12 protein-coding genes and 4 pseudogenes are annotated in these 21511 nt (G+C 56.7%); 6 read left to right on the forward strand and 10 right to left on the reverse strand.

The window, feature by feature from the left end; translation table 11 throughout:
- Nucleotides 1-328: 328 nt before the first annotated feature.
- Together dnaE and AC0L7L_RS09530 are read right to left on the reverse strand one after the other, a co-directional pair.
- A pseudogene (dnaE, locus tag AC0L7L_RS09525) lies at nt 329-3816 on the reverse strand (DNA polymerase III subunit alpha).
- Between the two features lie 515 nt (nt 3817-4331).
- The gene (locus tag AC0L7L_RS09530) at nt 4332-5393 is read right to left on the reverse strand and encodes a helix-turn-helix domain-containing protein (protein WP_473513578.1); all 1062 of its coding nucleotides are present in this window, start codon (nt 5391-5393) and stop codon (nt 4332-4334) included.
- A 448-nt stretch (nt 5394-5841) separates the two neighbouring features.
- Here AC0L7L_RS09530 and AC0L7L_RS09535 point away from each other — a divergent pair, with 448 nt between their 5' ends.
- The 5 genes from AC0L7L_RS09535 (at nt 5842) to AC0L7L_RS09555 (ending at nt 11445) form a co-directional block, all read left to right on the forward strand.
- Nucleotides 5842-7494 (forward strand): arylsulfatase, encoded by a 1653-nt coding sequence (locus AC0L7L_RS09535; RefSeq protein WP_473513855.1) that lies wholly within the window; start codon nt 5842-5844, stop codon nt 7492-7494.
- Nucleotides 7495-7720: 226 nt separating this feature from the next.
- A complete protein-coding gene (locus AC0L7L_RS09540) occupies nt 7721-8749 on the forward strand; it encodes an HAD family hydrolase (protein ID WP_272211649.1) in 1029 nt (342 codons plus the stop codon).
- A 73-nt stretch (nt 8750-8822) separates the two neighbouring features.
- The gene (locus AC0L7L_RS09545; protein WP_473513580.1) at nt 8823-10169 is read left to right on the forward strand and encodes a cytochrome c3 family protein; all 1347 of its coding nucleotides are present in this window, start codon (nt 8823-8825) and stop codon (nt 10167-10169) included.
- Entirely contained in the window at nt 10114-10755 is a 642-nt protein-coding gene (locus tag AC0L7L_RS09550; protein WP_473513582.1) for a hypothetical protein, read from the forward strand. Before AC0L7L_RS09545 ends, AC0L7L_RS09550 begins: the two co-directional genes overlap by 56 nt.
- Before the next feature lie 171 nt (nt 10756-10926).
- Nucleotides 10927-11445 carry a transposase gene (locus tag AC0L7L_RS09555; protein WP_272211651.1) on the forward strand — a complete coding sequence of 173 codons (519 nt, stop codon included), beginning with the start codon at nt 10927-10929 and terminating at the stop codon, nt 11443-11445.
- On the opposite strand, the gene AC0L7L_RS09560 is transcribed toward AC0L7L_RS09555, so the two are convergent.
- The 7 genes and pseudogenes from AC0L7L_RS09560 to AC0L7L_RS09590 all read right to left on the reverse strand — a co-directional run.
- Nucleotides 11347-12561: an ROK family protein gene (locus tag AC0L7L_RS09560; protein WP_473513584.1), complete on the reverse strand. Its 1215-nt coding sequence runs from the start codon at nt 12559-12561 to the stop codon at nt 11347-11349. The two genes, AC0L7L_RS09555 and AC0L7L_RS09560, sit on opposite strands and share 99 nt — an antisense overlap.
- Nucleotides 12562-12807: 246 nt before the next feature.
- Entirely contained in the window at nt 12808-13752 is a 945-nt protein-coding gene (locus AC0L7L_RS09565; protein WP_473513586.1) for an ABC transporter substrate-binding protein, read from the reverse strand.
- Nucleotides 13753-13816: 64 nt separating this feature from the next.
- Nucleotides 13817-14728, reverse strand: a complete 912-nt coding sequence (locus tag AC0L7L_RS09570) for an ABC transporter permease subunit (RefSeq protein ID WP_473513590.1) — start codon at nt 14726-14728, stop codon at nt 13817-13819.
- A gap of 98 nt (nt 14729-14826) precedes the next feature.
- Nucleotides 14827-16374, reverse strand: coding sequence for a sugar ABC transporter ATP-binding protein (locus AC0L7L_RS09575; protein ID WP_473513592.1), 1548 nt, complete (start codon nt 16372-16374; stop codon nt 14827-14829).
- Between the two features lie 198 nt (nt 16375-16572).
- A complete protein-coding gene (locus tag AC0L7L_RS09580) occupies nt 16573-16953 on the reverse strand; it encodes a transketolase-like TK C-terminal-containing protein (RefSeq protein ID WP_473513594.1) in 381 nt (126 codons plus the stop codon).
- 17 nt (nt 16954-16970) lie between these two features.
- Entirely contained in the window at nt 16971-18596 is a 1626-nt protein-coding gene (gene tkt, locus AC0L7L_RS09585) for a transketolase (RefSeq protein ID WP_473513596.1), read from the reverse strand.
- 317 nt (nt 18597-18913) lie between these two features.
- A pseudogene (locus AC0L7L_RS09590) lies at nt 18914-19029 on the reverse strand (IS5 family transposase); the annotation flags it as partial.
- Nucleotides 19030-20047: 1018 nt separating this feature from the next.
- On the opposite strand from AC0L7L_RS09590, the pseudogene AC0L7L_RS09595 reads away from it, so the two are divergent.
- A pseudogene (locus tag AC0L7L_RS09595) lies at nt 20048-20773 on the forward strand (IS5 family transposase); the annotation flags it as partial.
- 39 nt (nt 20774-20812) lie between these two features.
- On the opposite strand, the pseudogene AC0L7L_RS09600 reads toward AC0L7L_RS09595, so the two are convergent.
- Nucleotides 20813-21418, reverse strand: a pseudogene (locus AC0L7L_RS09600) (IS3 family transposase); the annotation flags it as partial.
- Between the last annotated feature and the right edge of the window lie 93 nt (nt 21419-21511).

Consider the following 21511-nt stretch of genomic DNA (forward strand, 5'->3'; position numbering starts at 1 on the left):
CCGATCATCCCGTTCCAGCGGTCCTTACCCGCTTGCTGTTGCGGATTGGCAACAAGTTCGCCCCCGAACCGGCCAAATCTTTACAAAAGGTAAAGAAAACAAGCTCCAAAAAGACTCCAAACGCACAAGCCAAGTCCTGTACCGCTCCGGAAAATGACGAATTTCCAGTCAAATCGCATTGTCAGGAGTGTCCGGCCTCAGATTTCAGAGCCGATGCTCCAGACAGAATGTGAGATCGAATCGCCAAATCAGAATCACCTGTCCAGCGGAGAAGACCAATCGAGGAGGTCGACTTCTGGCGTCGGGATCAACCGGCACCACCGCCTTCCTATACCAATTCGACATCCACAACGCCGGCCACAGCCCGCATCGCAGAAGCCACCTCGGGCGAAAGCCGGTAGGTGCCCGGCAGCTCCACCTCGATCTCACGCAAACCGTGGTTCTGGATCACAACAAAGGAAACAAGCCCCTCACCATTCTGATTCAGATGCTTGGCAAGCGAGGCTATCGGCGAGATCGTCCCGCACATAGACGCGCATCGCCCGCTGCTGGCGAACGGCCTCCTCTTCCAGAGACTGGACTGTTTGTATCCGCATTCCGATGCCCTCAGGCCGCATCTCGGCCGCAACGGTGATAACGACCGATGTTCCGGGCTCAAGCAGGTCTCGGTACTGATAGAGCATTTCCGAGAACAAAACGGCCTCGAACTGGCCCGTAGCGTCTGAAAACATGATGATCCCCATCCTGTTTCCCGTGCGTGTCTTGCGTTCCTGCTTGGCGACGACGGTACCTGCCAGACGTCCGCGATCCGATCCGTTCTTCACCGACAGTTCAAAGGCGGCAAACTCCTGCACGCGCATGCGCGCGAGTACCTCACCATAGGCATCGAGAGGATGCGCTGTCTGATAATAGCCGAGCATCTGGTATTCCCGCATCAACCGCTCCGAGTCAGATTGCGGTGTGTAGTCGGGCAGAACGATCTTCGCCACAGTCCCTGCGCTGCCGAAAATATCGGCCTGGCCGCTGACAAGGTCCTCCTGGGTACGCTGTGCAAGACCGATAATACGGTCAAGACCGGCGAGAAGCGCTGCACGATCGTGACCAAAGCAGTCGAACGCGCCGGCACAAATGAGACTCTCGAGCACCCGACGGTTGACTAACTTCGGATCGATACGTTGGCAGAAATCCTCCAGACTGGAGAACACCACATCGCCCCGAACTTGCACGATATGCTCCACCGCCGCCTCGCCGACCCCCTTGATGGCGGCAAGCGCATAGTAGATCCTGCCTTCACCGGGCTCAAAATGCCTGAAGCTCGTCTGAACCGACGGTGCGACCACGTCAATTCCCAACCTGCGGGCATCGTGACGGAAGTCGTTGAGCTTTTCCGTATTGGCCATATCAAGCGTCATCGAGGCAGCCAGAAACTCCACCGGGTAATGCGCCTTCAGATAGGCGGTATGGTACGAGACGATTGCATAGGCAGCGGCATGCGACTTGTTGAAGCCGTAATTGGCAAACTTTGCCAAGAGGTCAAAGATCTCGTCTGCGCGCTGCTTCTTGACGCCGTTCTCGATCGCGCCCTCCACAAAACGGACGCGCTGCTTGTCCATCTGCTCCTTGATTTTCTTACCCATCGCGCGCCGCAGAAGATCGGCTTCGCCCAAAGAATAGCCGGACAGCACCTGCGCCACCTGCATCACCTGTTCCTGATAGATGATGACGCCCTGCGTTTCCGCGAGCAGATGGTCGATCAGCGGATGGATCGATTCGATCTCCTCTTCACCATGCTTGCGCGCATTATAGACGGGAATGTTTTCCATAGGCCCCGGCCGGTAAAGCGCAACAAGGGCGATCAGGTCTTCGATCCGGTCAGGCTTCATGCCAATCAGCGCCTTGCGCATGCCCGCGCTTTCCACCTGGAAAACACCCACGGTTTCGCCGCGCGCGAGCATTTCATAGGCGTCGCTGTCATCCAGCGGCACCAGCGACAGATCCACATCGACACCCTGCACTGGCAATAAAGTCGACTGCCGTCTTCAACACTGTCAGTGTTTTCAGTCCGAGAAAGTCGAACTTGACGAGCCCTGCCTGCTCCACCCACTTCATGTTAAACTGCGTGACGGGCATGTCCGAACGCGGGTCGCGATACATCGGCACCAATTGCGAAAGTGGGCGATCACCGATCACGATACCTGCAGCATGAGTGGATGCATGCCTGTAAAGACCCTCGATCTTCTGAGCAATCGCCAGCAACCTTCCGACGATGGGCTCCTCGTCGGCCGCTTCCTGGAACTTGGGTTCGTCCTCAATCGCTCTGGCCAGCGTTACAGGATTTGCCGGATTGTTGGGTACAAGCTTGGAGATCCGATCAACCTGACCGTAGGGCATTTCCAGAACCCGCCCGACATCGCGCAATGCAGCGCGCGCCTGCAGCGATCCGAACGTTATGATCTGCGCCACCTGGGCACGCCCGTATTTTTTCTGAACGTAGCGGATAACCTCTTCGCGCCGGTCCTGACAGAAGTCGATGTCGAAGTCCGGCATCGAAACACGTTCGGGGTTGAGAAAGCGTTCGAACAGAAGGGAAAAGCGAAGCGGGTCCACATCTGTGATGGTCAGGGCATAGGCAACAAGCGAGCCAGCACCCGATCCGCGGCCTGGCCCAACGGGGATGCCATGCTCCTTCGCCCATTTAATAAAGTCCGCAACGATCAGGAAGTACCCGGGAAACTTCATGCTCTCGATGATGCCGAGCTCGTAATCCAGACGGTCGATATAATCCTGGCGGCTTTGTCCTTCGCTGAGGCCGACATGGGAGAGACGGGCATCGAGTCCGTCGACGGCCTGACGGCGCAATTCAAGCGCCTCGGCCTTCTCCGCCTCTTCCGGATCATCCGAGGCGCCTGTGAAACGCGGCAGGATCGGCATGCGGGTCTGAAGCACAAAACTGCAGCGCCGGGCGATTTCAACCGTATTGTCGAGCGCTTCAGGGATATCTTCAAACAGCGCAACCATTTCCTGCTGGGACTTCATATAGTGGTCCGGCGTCAACCTGAACCGCCGATCATCGGAAACGATCGCATTGTGTGCGACGGCCATAAGAGCGTCGTGCGCCTCGAAATCATCGCTTGCGGGAAAAAACGGCTCGTTTGTAGCAACCAGCGGCAGTTCGAGTTCGTATGCAAGGTTGACGACATGCCGCTCACGCTGAACATCATATGCCCCCTGACGCTGAAGTTCGACATAGAGACGGTCGCCGAAAAGCGTCTTGAGCGCGGCCAAGCGCTCTCCGGCCTTGGCCTCGAAGCCAGCGGCCAGCGCCTGATCGACCGGTCCACCCGATCCGCCGGTCAACACGACAAGTCCGTCGGAACGCCCTTCCAGCCACGACTTTCGGATACAGACACTTTCATGCGCCTCGCCGCCAAGATAGGCCTCACTAACCAGATACATGAGATTGGCATACCCGATCTCATTGGCCACCAGCGCGACGATGGATGGTAGCTTGACAGGCATATGGGAGCCGCCGCGCCGGTCCGCATCACCGCCGTCTTCCATATCGATAGACAACTGGCATCCGATGATCGGCTGCAGCCCCTCTCCGATCGCCTTTTGGGAAAACTCCAGCGCGCAGAAAAGATTGTTGGTATCCGTCACGGCAACGGCCGGCTGGCGATCGTCCACCGCGAGTTTCAGGATTTTTTTCAGCGGCAGCGCACCTTCAAGCAACGAATAGGCCGAATGGGTGCGCAAATGAACGAAGCGTACGGCCGCCCCGCCCGATGTCGAATGCTCTTGCGAGTCGGTCACCATATTCTGCTCCATCGTGCTCTGCCTGCGTTCTTGATTTTCGCAGGCCGACAGGCTCAAAGCAACGCCGGGAATTTCTATGCACAGAAAGTCACGTCATCGCGTGATCATCAACGGTAAATCCGCTCCGGCAGGCGAGCCTTCCGGCTAAAGCGAACTGATGATCAAAGCCATGCTTGTCAGGAACAGACTGATCGAGAAAAACGCCGCCACATCACGCAGAATATCGGTCATATGTGTCTCCTTTTCACTTTATGTTTTTATTATGTTCCCTTTCTGTTCTATTGACAAGCGCGAATCGTCTTTTTTGTGGTCGGCGTCACCCCGATCGGCACATGCAAGCGGTCCTGACGTTGTTCAACCTTTTGAAATTCTGATTCTTTATGAAAAAATCTAAGGCGCAGGCTTTTCTGTCATTCGCTCCTGATGAGCAATATCACGGCCATGCATGATCGCAGACGGCCCGCCCCGTGCGAGCGACCCGAACGCCCTTTGTACCGGATATCGGCGGTCGCCGCTCAATTCGCTCCCGCCTCGGGAAGAACAAAGGAATCGATCCCGTACTGCACCCTGAAGGTCGAAGGAGAACAGCCCAGCCAGCGATTGAATGCCCGCGTGAAATTTGCCTGTTCATCATACCCCAGGGAAAAGGCGATTTCTGCAATTGAGACACTCGTCTGCGTGAGCAGCATGACAGCACGTGTGCGGCGGGCAACCTCAAGAATATCCTTATAGGTATATCCCGTCGATCGCAGGCGCCGCTGCAACCCCTGAACGCTGAGCCCTGCCATCCGGGCCGCCCCGTCTATATCGCTCTTGCCTTCGAGAAGACGGAGCGAAACAACGGCAGAAAAGGACCGCGCCGGTTCGGGTGCCCCCACCAGAACGACATCCGAAGTCACTTCCCGCAGAGGCAGGGCTTCAGCGACTCCCGGGTATGAACCAGGCCGTTGCCGGACGAGATCTTCTGATGAGAGTGGCAAGGCAATACCACGCCCCCCGCAACGCAGCGCTACCCCCAAATAGGACTCGATGATATGAACCGCGCTGTCACGCGGGTAGTTGACCTCGATCCAGCCCGGCCGCCAATCGCGCCCCAGGTAGATCCGGGCGAAGGTCAGCATTGGAATGATGAGGTGGTCGGTGTACTGCGTCACTCTGTCCAGCCTGACCGGTGGTATCACCCTCCACACCCATCCACGACCGACCGGCTCCAGCCCCATCTGGAAATCAGACATGTGAGCCCATGTGGTGGCATGAAGGCGCCGCAATCCGTCCTCCAGGTTGCGGGCCTGGGAGCCGTAGTCGGTCCAGCGCCCCCACCCGGCATGTGTCGTACGCTCACCGGCAATCAGGCCAACCGTGCGATCTCCCAGCAACCTCGCGCCGACATCAAAAAGCTCGCTCATCAGCGACACAGGGATCGGCGTATCCGGTTTCTGAAGCACTACCAGCGGCAGACCAACAGAGTGAAACATCCTCGCCAGCCCGCGCTCACCGTTATATTCTTCAACCAAGTCCGGGAGCGACCCAATTCCGCGGAACCGGGCGAGCGCAACCGAGCTTTTCTTTTTAAACACCACGACCCCCAAAAGTGACGCGAAATGAAAAGTTTCAAATTACATTTCGCGTTATACAAGCGAAGCACTGACGGACACGCAAAACGGACATAACTGACGAGGACGGCCATTCGAAAGCCGGGCGTGTAGCGGCCTGCGCTCAGCTTGGAGATGTATGGAAGTAGCCTCCGAGAATGTCAACTTTGACGGGCGTATTGTTCGCAGGAAACAGAGACGGCGGAAATGGACGCGTTTCCGCTTCAGGGATCGCACCGCAATCGGATCATGCCCCCGGTCTAGACTAAGAACCATTATTTGAGGACGCAATTTTCGGTGGCGATCCGGTGTGCCGACCCCGCCGAAACGGAGGATTTTCATGTTTGAAATGCCCAGGTTAAACGGCGCGGTCAAAGCAGGGGCCGTTCTGGCTGCTGCTTTTTGCGCAACGGCACTGACGAGTGTCAGTAGTATGGCGCAGGAGAGCACTAGCAGTGCCTCAAACGGCGCACAGCCCAACATACTGTTCATCATGGCCGATGACGTCGGCTATATGCAGCCGGGTATCTATCACCGCGGCCTGATGGTTGGCGAAACGCCGAATATCGACCGGATTGGCCATGAAGGCGCGATGTTCACCGACTATTACGCCGAGCAGAGCTGCACCGCGGGCCGTACTGCCTTCTTCACCGGCATGAATCCAGTGCGCGCCGGCATGCTGTTGCCGGAAATCCCCGGCTCCGAATCCTACCTGCGCAAGGGGACGCCTTCGCTTGCAGTTTTCCTGCGCGACCTGGGATACACCACCGGTGAATTCGGCAAAAACCACTTGGGCGACACCGCCGAATCCTTGCCAACTGCCCATGGTTTCGAAGAATTCTGGGGTTATCTCTACCATCTTGATGCAATGCAAGGTGTCAGCTTCCCCGACATCAACTCCAGCCCGACCGAACAGGCCGTCGCACCGCCGTGCACAAATACACCTGTTCCCGGGCTCTCCGATCCGCCTGGCGCGATCGATCCTTCCGAAGGGCTGTGCATGACGCCCCCGCGTCCGGTGATCGCCTGCGCATCTTCGGACGGCACAGAGGCCAACCAGAGCTGCAAGGATGAAGGCCCGCTCACGCTTGAGCGCTCCAAGACCATCGATGAAGAGATCTCCGCCAAGGTCGTCGACTTCCTCGACCGCAATGACCCGGAGAAGACCGGCAAGCCGTTCTTCGCCTGGTACAATCCTGCCCGCATGCACGTCACAACCGTTCTTTCCGATAAATATGCAGCCATGCTCGGCACCAGGGGTGGCAAGGACTGGGGCGTGAACGAAGCCGCAATGAAGCAGGTCGACGACAATATCGGCGTCGTTCTGCAGAAGCTTGAAGACATGGGCGAACTGGACAACACGATCGTCGTGTTCACCACAGACAATGGCGCAGAAACCATCACCTTCCCCGATGGCGGCGTCACCCCGTTTGCCGGCGGCAAGCTGACCACATGGGAAGGCGGCATGCGCGTTCCGCTGGTCGTGCGCTGGCCAGGTCACATCGAGCCGGGCACGGTCAACAACGACATCTTCGCTGCGCTGGACTGGGTGCCGACGCTCGTTGAAATCGCCGGTGGCCCCAAGGGCGACGACCTGAAAAACGAGATTGAGGCCGGAAAGTATCCCGGTATCGTCAAGACCACGATTGACGGTGTCAATCAGGTCGGCTCGCTGACAGGTACCGGCGAACCGAAACGCGATACTTTCTTCTACTATTCGGGCAAGACGGCTTCGGCGGTTCGCTACAAGAACTGGAAGATGTATTTCGCCATGGTCGATCAGGATCCGACCAAAACGTTCAATGGTGTGGAAACCTACAGCTGGACCCAGGTGGTCAACATCAAGCGCGACCCCTTCGAACAGTCGATCGGCACGTTCAGCAAGACGTTCAACGGAGTCGGCGGCGCACTCGGCGCTCCCGCCACGGCCTATGCCTATGACTGGAACATGCTGCCGATCGGCCAGGCGCTGTGGCTTAAGGAGCTGGAAAGCTACAAGACGTTCCCGCCGCTTCAGCATCCGGCAGCCTACAATCTCGATGCAGTGATAGACCAGGTCAAGAATTCCGGAATGACGAAGGACTGAGGAACCCGATTAGAAGCAATTCCGGGAAAAGAGGGCTCAGCCTTCCGTCCGGAATTGCTTCAAGTCAAAGACAAAATGCAGCTCCGCAAAGCCAACATAGGCGGAACTGCACCTGATAAAAACGGAAGGAGCGGCTCAATGCCGCATCCTCCAGGCCAGGCCGAGCGGGTTTGTTGACGCAAGTGCGGTGCACGCCAATGATGCGTGAGACAAAAGGGGAGAGACAATGAGCATGATGCACAGAACGTTCAAAGCGGCGGTGATAGCCCCGGCAATGGGCCTTGTCATGTTCACGCTTGCACACGCCCAGATGGCCGATCCATTGCCTTCATGGAACGCCGGCGACACTAAGCAAGCCATACTCGATTTCGTGGCGACCGCCACGGACGATAACGACCCCAAATTCGTTCCGCTATCCGCACGCATTGTCGTTTTCGACAATGATGGTACGCTGTGGACCGAACACCCGATGTATACACAGCTTGCTTTCGCGCTGGACCGCCTCAAGGCTCTCGCGCCCGATCATCCCGAATGGAAAACCACCGAGCCGTTCAAATCCGCGCTCGACGGCAACATGAAGACGCTTGCCCAGTCGGGAGAAAAGGGCATTGCCCAGCTTATCATGGCGACACATGCCGGCATGAGCACAGAGGCGTTCGAGACAATCGTCGCCGATTGGTTCAAGACCGCCAAGCACCCCCGTTTCGACAGGCCCTATACCGAGCTGGCCTACCAGCCGATGCTGGAGCTGCTCGATTATATGCGCGCCAATGATTTCAAAACCTACATCGTTTCCGGCGGCGGCATCGAGTTCATGCGCGTCATCACCGAAGAGGTGTACGGCATCCCGTCCGAGCAGGTTGTCGGCTCCGCAATCAAAACCAAGTTCGAGATCGTTGACGGCAAACCGCAGCTGACACGGCTGCCGGAGTTGGCCTTTGATGACGACAAGGGCGGCAAGCCCGTCGGCATCATTTCCGCAATCGGCAAGCAGCCGGTTGCCGCCTTCGGCAATTCCGACGGTGATCGCGAAATGCTGGAATGGACTGCGGCAGGCACCGCCGCCACGCTAATGATGCTGGTGCACCACGACGATGCGACCCGTGAATATGCCTATGGGCCGGGCGGCGGCCTGCCGGATACCCATTTCGGCACTTTTTCGCAATCATTGCTGGATGAGGCCAATGCCGACGACTGGACCGTCATCAGCATGAAGAATGACTGGGCGGAGATTTTTCCGCCTGCAACGAGGTAACCCACCTGCGCCGCGGCGCGAATGCCGCGGCGACTTTTTTTCTGGTGGGCCTGATGATCCCAGAGATCTGTCCGTGAAGAAATTTCTTGCCCTTTGCCTTGTGCTGTTTTGCCCTGCCCCGTCTTTCGGGCAGGAAACACCCAGCTATATAGGCTCTCAAGCTTGCTCCGACTGTCACGATTACGAATATCGATCCTGGCGCGGCTCCGATCACGAGCGCGCCTGGACGGCGGCAGACCCTGAAAATGTTCGCGCCGATTTCGACGGCTCTTCATTCGAAGGCGTAGGCATGTCCGTCGATTTCTCCCACGATAGCGAAGGCTATCATGCGCTCGTCACCGAGTCGGATGGTTCCACAACTCTGCGAGACGTGCATTCCGTGGTCGGCATCGAGCCGCTCCAGCAATATCTGTTCGAGACCGAGCCTGGACGGCTGCAAAGCTTCGACGTGGTCTGGGACACGGAAAAGAAGGAATGGTTTCACCTTTACCCCGACCCGCCACTGCCGCCGGATGACGGCATGCACTGGACCGGCCCCTACAAAAACTGGAACGCGCGCTGCGCCGAGTGCCATGCCACGGGTTTCGAAAAGCGTTTCGATGCTGTAGCCGGCGCCTACCACTCCACAGAAGCAGAAATTGGCGTGGGCTGCGAGGCCTGCCACGGCCCCGGCTCCGCCCATGCCAGCTGGATGGAGACCCATTCGAAGGAAGAGGCCGCAACCGATCCCGGTTACGGCCTGACCATGGAAACCGAAGCGGGGACCGAGCGCTGGATCCAGCAATGTGCCGGCTGCCACTCCCGCCGCGAGGCCTATGGCGATGGCAACCCGCTGCCTGGAACGCCGTATCACGACGCCTATCGACTGACACCGCTTACCCCGGGGCTGTATTATCCCGACGGACAGATCCGTGGTGAAGTCTATGTTTATGGCTCGTTCCTGCAGTCGAAGATGTACGAACAGGGCGTCGGCTGTCTCGATTGCCACGATCCACACACGACGAGGCTGATTGCCGAGGGCAACGCGCTCTGCGCCCAGTGTCATTCGCCCGCAGGCAATGTCGAGTTTCCGACGCTTGTTCTGAAGGAATACGACACGCCGGACCACCACCACCACGAACCCGATACTGCCGGGGCCGAATGCAAGAATTGTCATATGCTCGAACAGGTTTATATGGGCAATGACTGGCGCGCCGATCACAGTTTTCGCATCCCTCGCCCCGACCTTTCCGGGATCACAGGCGCTCCCGATGCCTGCTCGGCCTGTCATACGGACGAGAACCGCATCCTGGGCCGCAACGGCGATTGCCGAGTGGTACCCGGACCCGAACAGCCGCGGCGTGCATTACGGCGCGACTTTCGCCATGACCCTGTCCGACCCCGCGCAATCGAAAGAGCGCCTCGTCGAAATCGCCAATGACGAAGAGACCGCCGACATCGTCCGCGCAACAGCACTTGCCCTGCTGCGGCCGAGTCAAGATGCACAGGCTGCCCGTGACACCGCTGCACTGCTAACCCATGACAGCCCGCTTTTACGCGCCCATGCCGCCGGCATCCAGCAGGCCGCCCCGTCCGCCGATGCCACACGCTCACTGGAGCCGCTCCTCACTGCCCAACCAAGAACAGTCCGCTTCGCCGCCCTGCGACAGTTTTTCGGACTTCCCACCGATGATCTGACAGAACAGTCGAAACATGACCTTGATGCGCTGATGGCCGAATGGCGGGCATCACAGGCATACAAGGCCGATTTCCCCGAGACGCAAATCGTTTTCGCGGGTACCGCGCTAACTGATCGCGACTATGCCGGGGCCCTCACCGCCTTCCGGCAGGCCGTCTCGCTTGATCCGCAGCGACTGGACGCATGGAGCATGATCATTCGTCTCACGGCGGCATTGAACGGTCCAGACGCCCTGCCCCCGGTCGTGCGCGAAGCACTTGCTGCAAACCCGAATTCGCAGGAACTCCGCTCATACGCCGCGCAACTCGGAATCACGCCTGTGCCATGAGCACGCGCAAGTCCGTTGACACCGCTAGCCACCAAGCAACAAGTTCCTGACTGTCTGTCCAAGAATGGCGGTGCTGGCTTGGGGTTGAGTGAAGGGCGGTAATCGGATTCTGTGTATTTTGCGACAAATACGGAGAGACCGAATGGCCGCCGCCCTTCACCCGTCGTCACCATGACAGAAGCCGCCTCACGCTACGCAAGTGACCTGACAGGCCGGGAATGGAGCATGATCGAGCCCTTCATGCCGTATCAGCCGCGGCGGGGCCGACGGCACAAGACGTCAGTTCGCACCGTGATGGATGCAATCTTCTACCTGCTGCAATCGGGTTGTCCCGGAGACGGGACGAGCACCGGTGAGATTGAACTGATGCTCGGCGTGGCGTGCAGCACCGTTCAGGATAATCTGAAGCGAGCGGTCGCGGCGGGACTGCGCTGGCCGCTTTTCAGTGATTTTACCGACGATGCGATCGAGGATCAGGCTGTTCGCGCGCCGGTGTCAAACTGGGTTTACGGCGGCGGACGGAACCCAGTTGGGCGGACATGGAGCAGGAAGCGGCGAATGAATGAGGCGGCGGCTGGATCAGTGCTATTGCTAACTATCCGCCCGGCTCTCAGCAAAGCGCTGGAGGAAATCGCGAGCGGAATCCTTGCCAAATGCTTCATCAAGTACCATCAGTGCGGCACCGCCTAGGGCGGTGTCGACTTCTGTCTCTCCAAAGATAATCTGGAGATTGTGCGTGGCCAGCGGCAGACAGCGCTGATAGACCAGTTCCCTTACGCCAGCGAGCAGAAAATCGCCTGTCTGCGCCAGCGTGCCTCCTATGACGATAAGGCTGGGGTTAAGCAAGCTTACAACGTCGGCCGTCGCCTCGCCGATCACCTGACCAGCTTTGCGCACCGACATGATTGCCTCGGGTTTGTTCTGATCGACGAGATGAACAACATCGCGCGCGTTTTCGGCCTGGTAACCGGCGGCTCTAAGGTCTCTGGCGAGCGCCCAACCTGCAGCACGTGCTTCAACACAGCCCAGCTTTCCGCATCGGCAAAGCGGGGCATGATCGGATGAGAACTGAATATGGCCGATATCTCCAGCACCGCCCTGGGCACCCCGGAAAAGTCGCCCGCCGGTTATGATGCCGCTGCCGATACCGGTCCCTGCCTTGACGAAGAACATGTCATCAACATCAGAAAAATTACGCTTGTGCTCATAGATTGCCATCAGGTTTACGTCTTTTTCGACGTGAACCGGTGCCTCATAGCGGGCCGAGAGCCAACTGGATATATCAAATCCTGCCCAATCCGGTAAAACCGAAGGCCGAACAACACTGTGGGTCCGGATGTCGATTGGAGCGGGCAATGAAAGCCCGATGCCCGCCAGAAAACGCCCGGCAAGACCACCTTTCTCGATGAGCGCCGAGAATGCATCGCACAGCATTTCCATCGTGGCGACCGGGCTATTTTGAGTGGTGAAGGCAATCGTATCCTGACTGATGAGATTCGCCTGCAGATCCATCGTGGCGATGCGTACGAAAGTTTCACCGAAGTTCGCGACCAGAACATACCCGGCCCTGCTGTCGACTTCCAACACCCGCGACGGACGCCCGCCACTCGGCGTTGTCTTTTCGGTTTCTGCGACAATTCCCGCCAGCAAAAGGGGCGCAAGCCGTGACGATAGAGTTGCGCGGGCTATTCCTGACGCTTCAAGCAGCGCGGATCGGGAGGTTGCAGCGCCGGTTGCGATCAACGAAAAAATCGCCGCGCTGTTGCTCAGTTCAATTGCTTGCGGACCAGTCGCGGAATTCCCCATAGAGGTACTATTCTGCCTTCTTTAGGTTGAGATTCTTCTAAAATCTGCTTAGCAGATTTTGTCGGTATTGAACATTTTCAATAAAGTTTTGATCAAATTCCACAACAACAAACGCTTATTTGTTTGCACCATATAGTGAGGCCGAGCTGATTTCTCCGAAATAGTTGCAACATGATATGCGACATGAAGTCGACGACCATCGCGCCGTTCGTTGGCGCGATGGCTAATTTCGTGGTTGGGAATGGTTTACCGCTCGTCTTCCCAGCCGACATAATCGTCGACATTGTCAGCGGTCACCAGCATCGGATCCATCAGAACATTTGTCTCAGTCAGAGACTTGCCCTGATAAACGTCATTGGCAAGCTCAAAGGCCATTGCTGCCATCGCATACGGGTCCTGAGCCGCGGTTGCCGCAATCAGCGTGTTTCCGGTTTTCAGCATATTCTGCACATCCGGCGCGCCGTCAACCGAAACGATGAAGAACTCCGACCGGTTCAATTGTTTCGCGGCGAGATCTGCCCCGATAGCTGCCGGATCATTCAACGCGAAAACCCCGTCGATATGGGGGAAACGGGTCAGCAGGCTCTGCATCACTTTCATGCCTGTATCGCGCGATCCTTCGGACGCCTGATCGGCAACTATATTGATGTCCTCATACTTATCGAGAACACTCTTGCAGCCGTTGACACGGTCGACCACCGCAGAAACCTGAATGGCGTTGACAATGACCACATCGCCTTTGCCATTCAGCCGGTCCGCCATATACTGGCAAGCGATTTCACCAGCCCGGACATTGTTCGTTGAAACATTGATGTCGGCGTTGGGAGCAATCGCGTCAAACGCACCGACCACCAAACCCGCATCCTTGGCCTTCTGGACCGACGGTACACTGGCCTGCGGATCGACTGGCACGATCATCATGATCTGCATGCCGGCGCCGATGAAGCTGTCAATCTGCGACAGTTGTTTATTGAGGTCGTAGTCGGCCGAAACAGCCGTAATATCGACGTCCGGGTTGAGCTCGTTTGCGGCGCTGGTTATGCCCTCCGCCGTTGCGACATAGAAGGGGTTTCCGAGTGTACCGACGGAAATACCCACCTTGTCGACAGTTTTGGCATCCCCAGCCATAGCGGTTCCCGCCGCCAGACCTGAAATGATCGCTCCCACTACCAAACCTGATTTCAGTTTCATTTCTTTCTCCTCATTAACGAGCACGGATGTGCTCTCATTTCAGCCCGCCAAACAGGCTGAATTCTCAACTCGCCCGATAGCGATCGAGCGCGACGGCACCGATAATCACCAAGCCCTTTATGATGTACTGCCAGATGTCCGAAACACCGACGAGGATGAGCCCGTTCGACAAAACCGCGATAATCAGGGCGCCCACAAGCGTGCCCCAGATAGAGCCGATCCCGCCAACAAAGCTGGTACCCCCGAGAATAACGGCCGCGATCGCATCAAGCTCATAGGCCTGTCCGAGCTGAAGTCCGTTGGCTGCATAAAGGCGTGCACCGGACATCACTCCGCCGAGCCCGGCCAGAAGTCCCGAAGCGCCGTATACGAACAGCAGCACTTTCCACGTCTTGATCCCCGTCAGCCTTGCGGCTTCCTCATTGCCGCCAACGGCATAGATCCATGTTCCCAGGACGGTTCTTGAGAGAATTATCCAGGAAACGACAATGACGGCGAGGGCAATCAGGACGAGCCAGGGGATGCCGAACAGGCTCTGGTTACCAATAGCAGCGAACGGCAGATCGGCATTGAAAACGGTCTTGTCGTTACCGATGAGCCGTGCCATTCCGCGAAATGCGGTCAGAGTGCCGAGTGTCACAATGAATGGCGGCAGCTTGAGTGTCGATATCAGTCCCCCGTTGAAAAGACCGCATGCAAGACCGCAGCCCAAACCGGCTACAATGCCCAGCATGCCGAAATCCGGAACCATAGACACGATCAATGACAGCATCGCAGCCATGGCCAGTGCGGAACCGACGGAAAGGTCGATGCCGCCAGTCAGGATCACGAACGTCATCCCGGCGGCCAGAACCGTATTGATCGAGGCCTGCTGCATCACGATCGAAAGATTGCTGGTTGAGATGAAGCGTCCGCTGAGAAGCTGGAAGCCGATGCACAACAACACAAGAACCGGCAGCATGCCGAGGGTCCGCATTGTCGACTGGATTCTCGCTTGCAAATCAATTTTGGATTGGGGCGCTTGAGCGTTATTGGTGATATTGCTCATAAGTTTGTTCCTCCCAGAACGAGCACTCAGGCCATGGCCGTTTCGGTCTTGCCTGTTGAGAAAGACATGATTTCTTCCTGGATGATCTCTCCATCGGGGCCCGGCAGCACTTCGCCGGCGATCTTGCCATTGCACATCACCAGGACACGATCTGAAACGCCCACGATTTCAGCCAGTTCGCTGGAAATCATCAAGATCGCGACGCCACTCTGTGCGAGTTCGTCAATCAACCGGTAGATTTCAGTTTTGGCACCGACGTCGACGCCACGTGTCGGCTCATCCAGGATCACGACCTTGGGATTGGCTTCAATCAGCCGGGCAAGCAGTACCTTCTGCTGGTTGCCGCCAGACAAATCCCCCACCCGCACACCCGGACCGCTGGCACGAATGTTGAATGCTTTGAACGCACGGCGAGAACGCACAGCAGCCTTCTTGAAGTTTCTGAAGCCTCCGGGGTAGGCATCCTGCTTCATCACCGACAGGTTCAAATTCTGCCCGATCGACATATCGAGAAAGAGGCCAAGACGTTTCCGGTCCTCTGTCAGATATGCAATGCCGGCCGTAATTGCGTCTTGCGGACTTGCAATGCTGGCTTTCTCGCCATTGATCCGGATCTCGCCCTGACTTTGGTGATCTGCACCGAAGATGAGGCGGGCGAGTTCGGTACGACCAGCACCGACGAGACCGGAAAGGCCGACAACCTCGCCGGCATGCACATCAAACGAGCAACCGAAGACATGCGTCCCGTCACCGATATTGCTGACCGCCAGAACGGGTTTACCGGTCGGCGAGTCCGGATGGCGTGTCTTCTTGTAAAAGGTAGAAAGATCGCGGCCAACCATCATCGAAATAAGTCGGTCCGGTGAAAGCTCGTCTCTCTGGATCGTTCCGATTTGCTGGGCATCCCTCAGGACGGAAACCCGGTCGGCAAGCCGGTAGACTTCCTCCATGCGGTGGCTGATATAGATGATGGCAATGCCCTGGCTTTTGAGCTCGGCAATGACATCAAACAGCCGCTCGCTTTCCCGTTCGGTGAGCGACGTCGTTGGTTCATCCATAATGATGATGCCAGGAGTAAAAGATAATGCCCTGGCGATTTCCACCATCTGCCGTTCACCGATGGAAAGATCCGACACCATGGTGCGCGGAGAAAAACCAAGCCCCAGTCTCTTCAGAATTGCAGCTGTTTTCTGCTCAGTATCATGCTGCGAGATAAACCCGAATTTCGCATTCTCTGTTCCCAGATAGATATTCTGGTTCACAGTCAGATTCGGCGCCAGGGACAGTTCCTGATAGATAACGGCAATCCCGGCCTCTTTCGAAATACGCGGGTTACCTTTTGCGAGCGGCTTGCCATGGATAAGCACCTCCCCGCCGGGATCCGGCACCAGCGCACCAGAGAGAATTTTCATCAAAGTCGACTTGCCGGCGCCGTTTTCTCCCATCAACGCATGAATCTCGCCGCGTTTCACGGTGAGCGAAACGTTGTTAAGTGCCTTGATCGAACCAAAAGTCTTGGAGATATTCCGCATCTCCAGAACTAACTCCGTATTTGGGTCTGCAGACATTTCCATCTGTCTTTCCTTTCCTCCCGGTAACCCTTCTCGCTCCCGACTGGGCCTACCATCCCACCTTTTACGCGCGCCATTCCGGACCCTGCCTGGAGAGAATTCCCGCCGGCACGGGAGGCTGTACCAGCTCCGACGGAAGCCCACCCTTCGACAAGCGGGCACAGGGCCCGGAACGGATCGGTAAAAGGCGGCGTATTCAGATCATGACTTCGCGTTTTTGGTTGCAGTCATCACAGCCGCACAAACACTGGCAGGTGTCATTTTGAAGTACTCAAAAAGATCCTCGGAGGGGGCGGATTCGCCGAAAGTATCGATGCCGACGCAAGCCCCGTCACGACCGACGTATTTGCGCCAGTAATCCGTCACCCCCGCTTCCACAGAAACGCATGGGAGTTTCGGCGGCAAAACAGCGTTGCGGTATTCTTCATCCTGCTGATCAAACACAAAGGTCGACGGCAGCGACACAACACGAACATGAACGCCTTTCTGCTCAAGCGCGCTCTGCGCATCCATCGCGATGGCAACCTCACCGCCCGTTGCAATGATGATGGCTTCCGGTTTGCCAGCCGCCTCCTTCAGCACATAGCCGCCGCGCCGGATCAGCGCGAGCTGGTCATCGGTGTGTGACTGAGGGGGAGGCTCTGACGGCTGAGGGCCAGAATGGTCGGATGATTGCGATTGCGGATCGCAAATTCCCAGGCAATTGCCGTTTCTGCTGCGTCACAGGGGCGCCACAGATCAAGGTTTGGCATCAGCCGCAATGAAGAAAGCTGCTCGATTGGCTGATGGGTGGGTCCGTCTTCGCCAAGTGCGATGGAATCGTGGGTCAAGGCGTAGACCACACCGATCTTCATCAGGGCAGCCATGCGGATCGCATTGCGCGCATATTCGGAGAACATCACATAAGTTCCGCCGAATGGCCGGACACCGCCATGCAGGAACATCCCATTCATGATCGCGCCCATACCGAACTCGCGAACGCCGAAGTAAACAAAATCGCCACCGCTTTTCGCGGTCACCGGCTTCGCATCGTCCCACTTCGTAAGGCAGGAACTGGCGAGGTCGGCCGAGCCTCCCACGAGTTCCGGCAGTGCATCAGCCAGCATCTCGACCGCCTTAAGGCTCGCCCGGCGGGTCGGCATGCTTTCGCTGCCTTTTGAAGCAGCAGCAATGAACGTCGTCATCCGCTCGTCAAAATCAGCCGGAAGCTCGCCTTGCATACGGCGGCGGAATTCAGCGGCCTCTTGCGGGAAAGCAGCTTCATAGACAGCAAAACGTTTATTCCAGTCGTCCTCAAGCGCCTTGCCGGAATCAACCGCGCTCCAGGCCTTGTATACGGTTTCTGGAATCTCGAACGGACCGTAGGGCCAGCCGATTGCGGCTCTTGTGCGCTCGATTTCTTCATCCCCGAGCGGATTGCCGTGGCTGTCCTCGCTGCCAGCCTTTGACGGTGAGCCCTTGCCGATTGTCGTTTTGCAGCAAATCAGTGTCGGTTGGCTCGTGTTTTCCTTTGCCTTGGCAATTGCCGCATCAACCGCGTCAATATCATGTCCATCCACATCCGGAATGACCTGCCAGCCATAGGCCTCGAAGCGCTTCGGCGTATCGTCGGCGAACCATCCCTCGACATGGCCGTCAATCGAAATGCCGTTGTCATCGTAAAGAGCGATCAGCTTGCCAAGACCGAGCGTACCAGCCAGTGAGCATGCTTCGTGCGAAACGCCTTCCATCAGGCAACCGTCACCAACAAATGTATAGGTGTGGTGGTCAACCAGGTCATTGCCGGGCTTGTTGAAATCTGCCGCCAGCATCTTCTCCGCCAGCGCCATGCCGACGGCATTGGCAATCCCCTGTCCCAGCGGGCCAGTGGTGGTCTCCACCCCCGGCGTATAACCATATTCGGGATGACCCGGTGTCTTCGAGTGCAATTGCCGGAAGTCGCGGATGTCATCCATGGAAAGGTCATATCCGCTCAGATGCAGAAGACTGTAGATCAGCATCGAGCCATGACCGTTGGACAACACAAAACGATCACGATCGAACCATTGCGGATTTTTCGGGTTGTGGCGCAGGTGTCGCGACCAGAGCGCAACGCCGATTTCAGCCATGCCAAGAGGCATGCCCGGATGGCCGGAATTGGCTTTCTGCACAGAATCCATGGTCAGCGCGCGAATGGCGTTGGCAAGATCGGCCGCGCAGGCCGTCGGTGTATTGCGGGTTAGCATCTAAAACCTCGTATGCTCCTGAAGAGCAGAACGGTCCTGAACGGCACTTCCTCACCCAGACCGTCGCTCCTCCCTGTTGACACACCCATATAGCGACAAAAAAAGTGATTTGTAAATCCATTTATGGATAAAAAAACGCTTAACTGCTTTTTTAAAATTCAAAAACATACCTTAAAAAGTTATTTTTGTTATTTTTTCTCACAAACATGCAAAAGACGGCCCTTTGAAAAAATGTTTTCCTGAGGTCGTCAACGTAAATCGGGATCTCCCACATGGCGGGACAATCCCGTCGCAAACGGGTTTTAAATCGGCGGGTTTTTCCGGTTTTCTTTGGGAGGAATGACGGGCCTGGTGCCGCGCATCAGCAGTTCCTCCCGAACGAAGTCGCCGTCACAACCCTGTCGGCGAGAAACAGCCGTGGTTTGCCGACCGGATCCGCTCGCTCCCCGACCACGGCCCTTGCGTCACAAGCACTGACTGAACGCTAAAAAATTTTCAGGTTGTTTTATATTCAAATTACAACTATAGGTAGTCGCAATCACAACATCAACTATGGAGAGTCGTATGCGCTTGCCAATATTTGTGTTCTTGATGATGGTCATGTCGTTCAGCAGTGGGGTCGGGATGCGTGCCTATGCCGATGACAGTTGTGTGCCTCAGGTCAGCGTCAATCAAAAAACACTGGCGGTTGTAAACGGTGGGTACTCGACCGTTTGGAGCTTTTCGGGGAGTCCTATGAATCGGGAAATTTCTCCGTCGTCAGTACCAATCTCGTAACCAGCGACTCCGCCACCGCGGTCGGGCATTGGGAGCAAACGTGCAACCAATATTCGGCGTACACGCTCACGGATTATGGTGTGCACATCTATTTCACCGGGGTGAGCCAGGCTGGGATTGTTGATGGCAACTGCGGAAATCCGCAATCGACACCGGGAATTGATGGAATGATTCCGTGCTCCACTGATGGATATTACGCAATATTCCCCAATACTTTCTCAGACCCACTTTGGATTGTATCTTCAATGTACTACAGTTATTTCGGCGGATTGGGTGGTTTAGGCATGGTAAATTCTCCGATTTATAGCCCGTATTATTGAGGAGATATATCATTCTATCCGGTTTAAAACTCATTATGCTTGCATTTCTGGTTTTGCACATATCAGTTGGCGTCAGCGATGCTTTTGCCGAGAGCGGAATCTCGGCATGCTGTAGCGTCCTTGATCAAAGCGATCCAAACTATCTCGGCGTCCTGATGTTCATTCCAGCCCGCGCCTGCAGTCTGGGCATCCTTGACGCGGAGAACCAGCAAACCTTGGCTCCCGAAGTGAATCAGGCGTTTGGAGGTGTTTCTGAGTATACGTTATGCTCGATTCAGAACCCGATTTAAAAGTTGTTGAGTGATATCAGAAGGATGTGATTCAACCACCTCTGCCAAGAACGTGGAGGATTGCATGCCCTGGACTGATATCACCCGCCTGCAGCATAACCGCGATCGCCTTCGCTATCCAACCGATTTGACGGATCGTGAGTGGGCTGTAATTGCTCCACTGATACCGCCGGCCAAGCCCGGTGGGCGGCCACGGAAAACGAATATGAGGGAAGTGGTGAACGCGATCCTTTATATTGCGGGCAGTGGCAGTCAATGGCGGGCACTGCCGAAGGACTTCCCTCCGGTCTCCACGGTGCGAGGCTATTTCTATGGCTGGCGCGATATCGGCTTTTGGCAGACCATCAACCATCTGCTTGTCTGTGCTACGCGCGAACTGGAGGGGCGTGAGGCCTCGCCCACGGCCGGTGTCATCGACAGCCAGAGTGTCAAGACCACCGAAAGCGGCGGGGTTTCGGGCTACGACGCCGGCAAGAAGATCAAGGGCCGCAAGCGCCACATCATCACCGATACGATCGGGCTGATGCTGTTCGTGCTTGTCCATGCTGCCGATATCCAGGACCGCGACGGTGCGCCCGATGTCCTGAAAGCCATCCGCTACCGTTTCCCCTGGTTGCGCCATGTCTTCGCAGATGGCGGCTATGCCGGGCAGAAGTTGCGAAAAGCGCTGCGCGGATGCGGCCAATGGAACCTTGAAATCATCAAGCGTTCCGACACAGCGAAAGGCTTTGAGGTTCTGCCACGCCGATGGGTGGTCGAGCGCACCTTCGGCTGGTTCGGTCGATGCCGTGGTAATCCTCCCCTTTTTAACGGGGCTTTTTGGTAGAATTCACGCAGCCATTTTCAGTTTCTGTGCGGGTGTCATTCCGCCGATGCCCATATTGGGTCGCTCGTTGTTATAGCTCCATAACCATTGTGTGGCGAACGCCTGCGCCTCTTCGATACTCTCGATGATGTATTGGTCAAGCCATTCGTGTCGTACTGTCCGGTTGTAGCGTTCGACATAAGCGTTCTGCTGCGGCTTTCCAGGCTGGATGTAATTCAGCGCAATGCCCTGATTTTCAGCCCAGTCCATAAGCCTTCCACTGACATATTCCGGGCCATTGTCAACACGTATTGCCAGCGGTTTGCCGCGCCACTCAATGATCTGGTTCAGGCTACGGATGACACGCTCCGCAGGTAGAGAGAAATCGACCTCAATGCCAAGCCCCTCACGGTTAAAGTCATCCAGAACATTCAAAAGCCGAAACTGCCGGCCATCGGCCAGCCGATCCGCCATAAAGTCCATGGACCAGACCGCGTTCGGCGTTGTCGGGACATTGAGTGTATCCGGTTTTTCCCGTTTCAGCCGCCGGCGTGGCTTGATCCTGAGGTTCAGCTCAAGCGCGCGGTAGATGCGATAAACACGCTTATGATTCCAGCGCCGTCCCTGTATGAGAACGGCGGTGCAAAAGTCGGCCACGAAAGCGGCGGAATAATTCGTCCGCGGGCGGAGTAAAATCCGGCCACCTATCTTCCTTCTGCAATG

It is taken from the genome of Martelella sp. K41-7 (assembly GCF_055808365.1).

Excerpts from the sequence above, each read along its gene's own strand:
- AC0L7L_RS09535 (WP_473513855.1), top strand. The coding sequence starts at position 5,842 with ATGGCGCAGGAGAGCACTAGCAGTGCCTCAAACGGCGCACAGCCCAAC.
- AC0L7L_RS09540 (WP_272211649.1), top strand. The coding sequence starts at position 7,721 with ATGAGCATGATGCACAGAACGTTCAAAGCGGCGGTGATAGCCCCGGCA.
- AC0L7L_RS09550 (WP_473513582.1), top strand. The coding sequence starts at position 10,114 with ATGACCCTGTCCGACCCCGCGCAATCGAAAGAGCGCCTCGTCGAAATC.
- AC0L7L_RS09555 (WP_272211651.1), top strand. The coding sequence starts at position 10,927 with ATGACAGAAGCCGCCTCACGCTACGCAAGTGACCTGACAGGCCGGGAA.
- AC0L7L_RS09560 (WP_473513584.1), bottom strand. The coding sequence starts at position 12,561 with ATGGGGAATTCCGCGACTGGTCCGCAAGCAATTGAACTGAGCAACAGC.
- AC0L7L_RS09565 (WP_473513586.1), bottom strand. The coding sequence starts at position 13,752 with ATGAAACTGAAATCAGGTTTGGTAGTGGGAGCGATCATTTCAGGTCTG.
- AC0L7L_RS09570 (WP_473513590.1), bottom strand. The coding sequence starts at position 14,728 with ATGCGGACCCTCGGCATGCTGCCGGTTCTTGTGTTGTTGTGCATCGGC.
- AC0L7L_RS09575 (WP_473513592.1), bottom strand. The coding sequence starts at position 16,374 with ATGGAAATGTCTGCAGACCCAAATACGGAGTTAGTTCTGGAGATGCGG.
- tkt (WP_473513596.1), bottom strand. The coding sequence starts at position 18,596 with ATGCTAACCCGCAATACACCGACGGCCTGCGCGGCCGATCTTGCCAAC.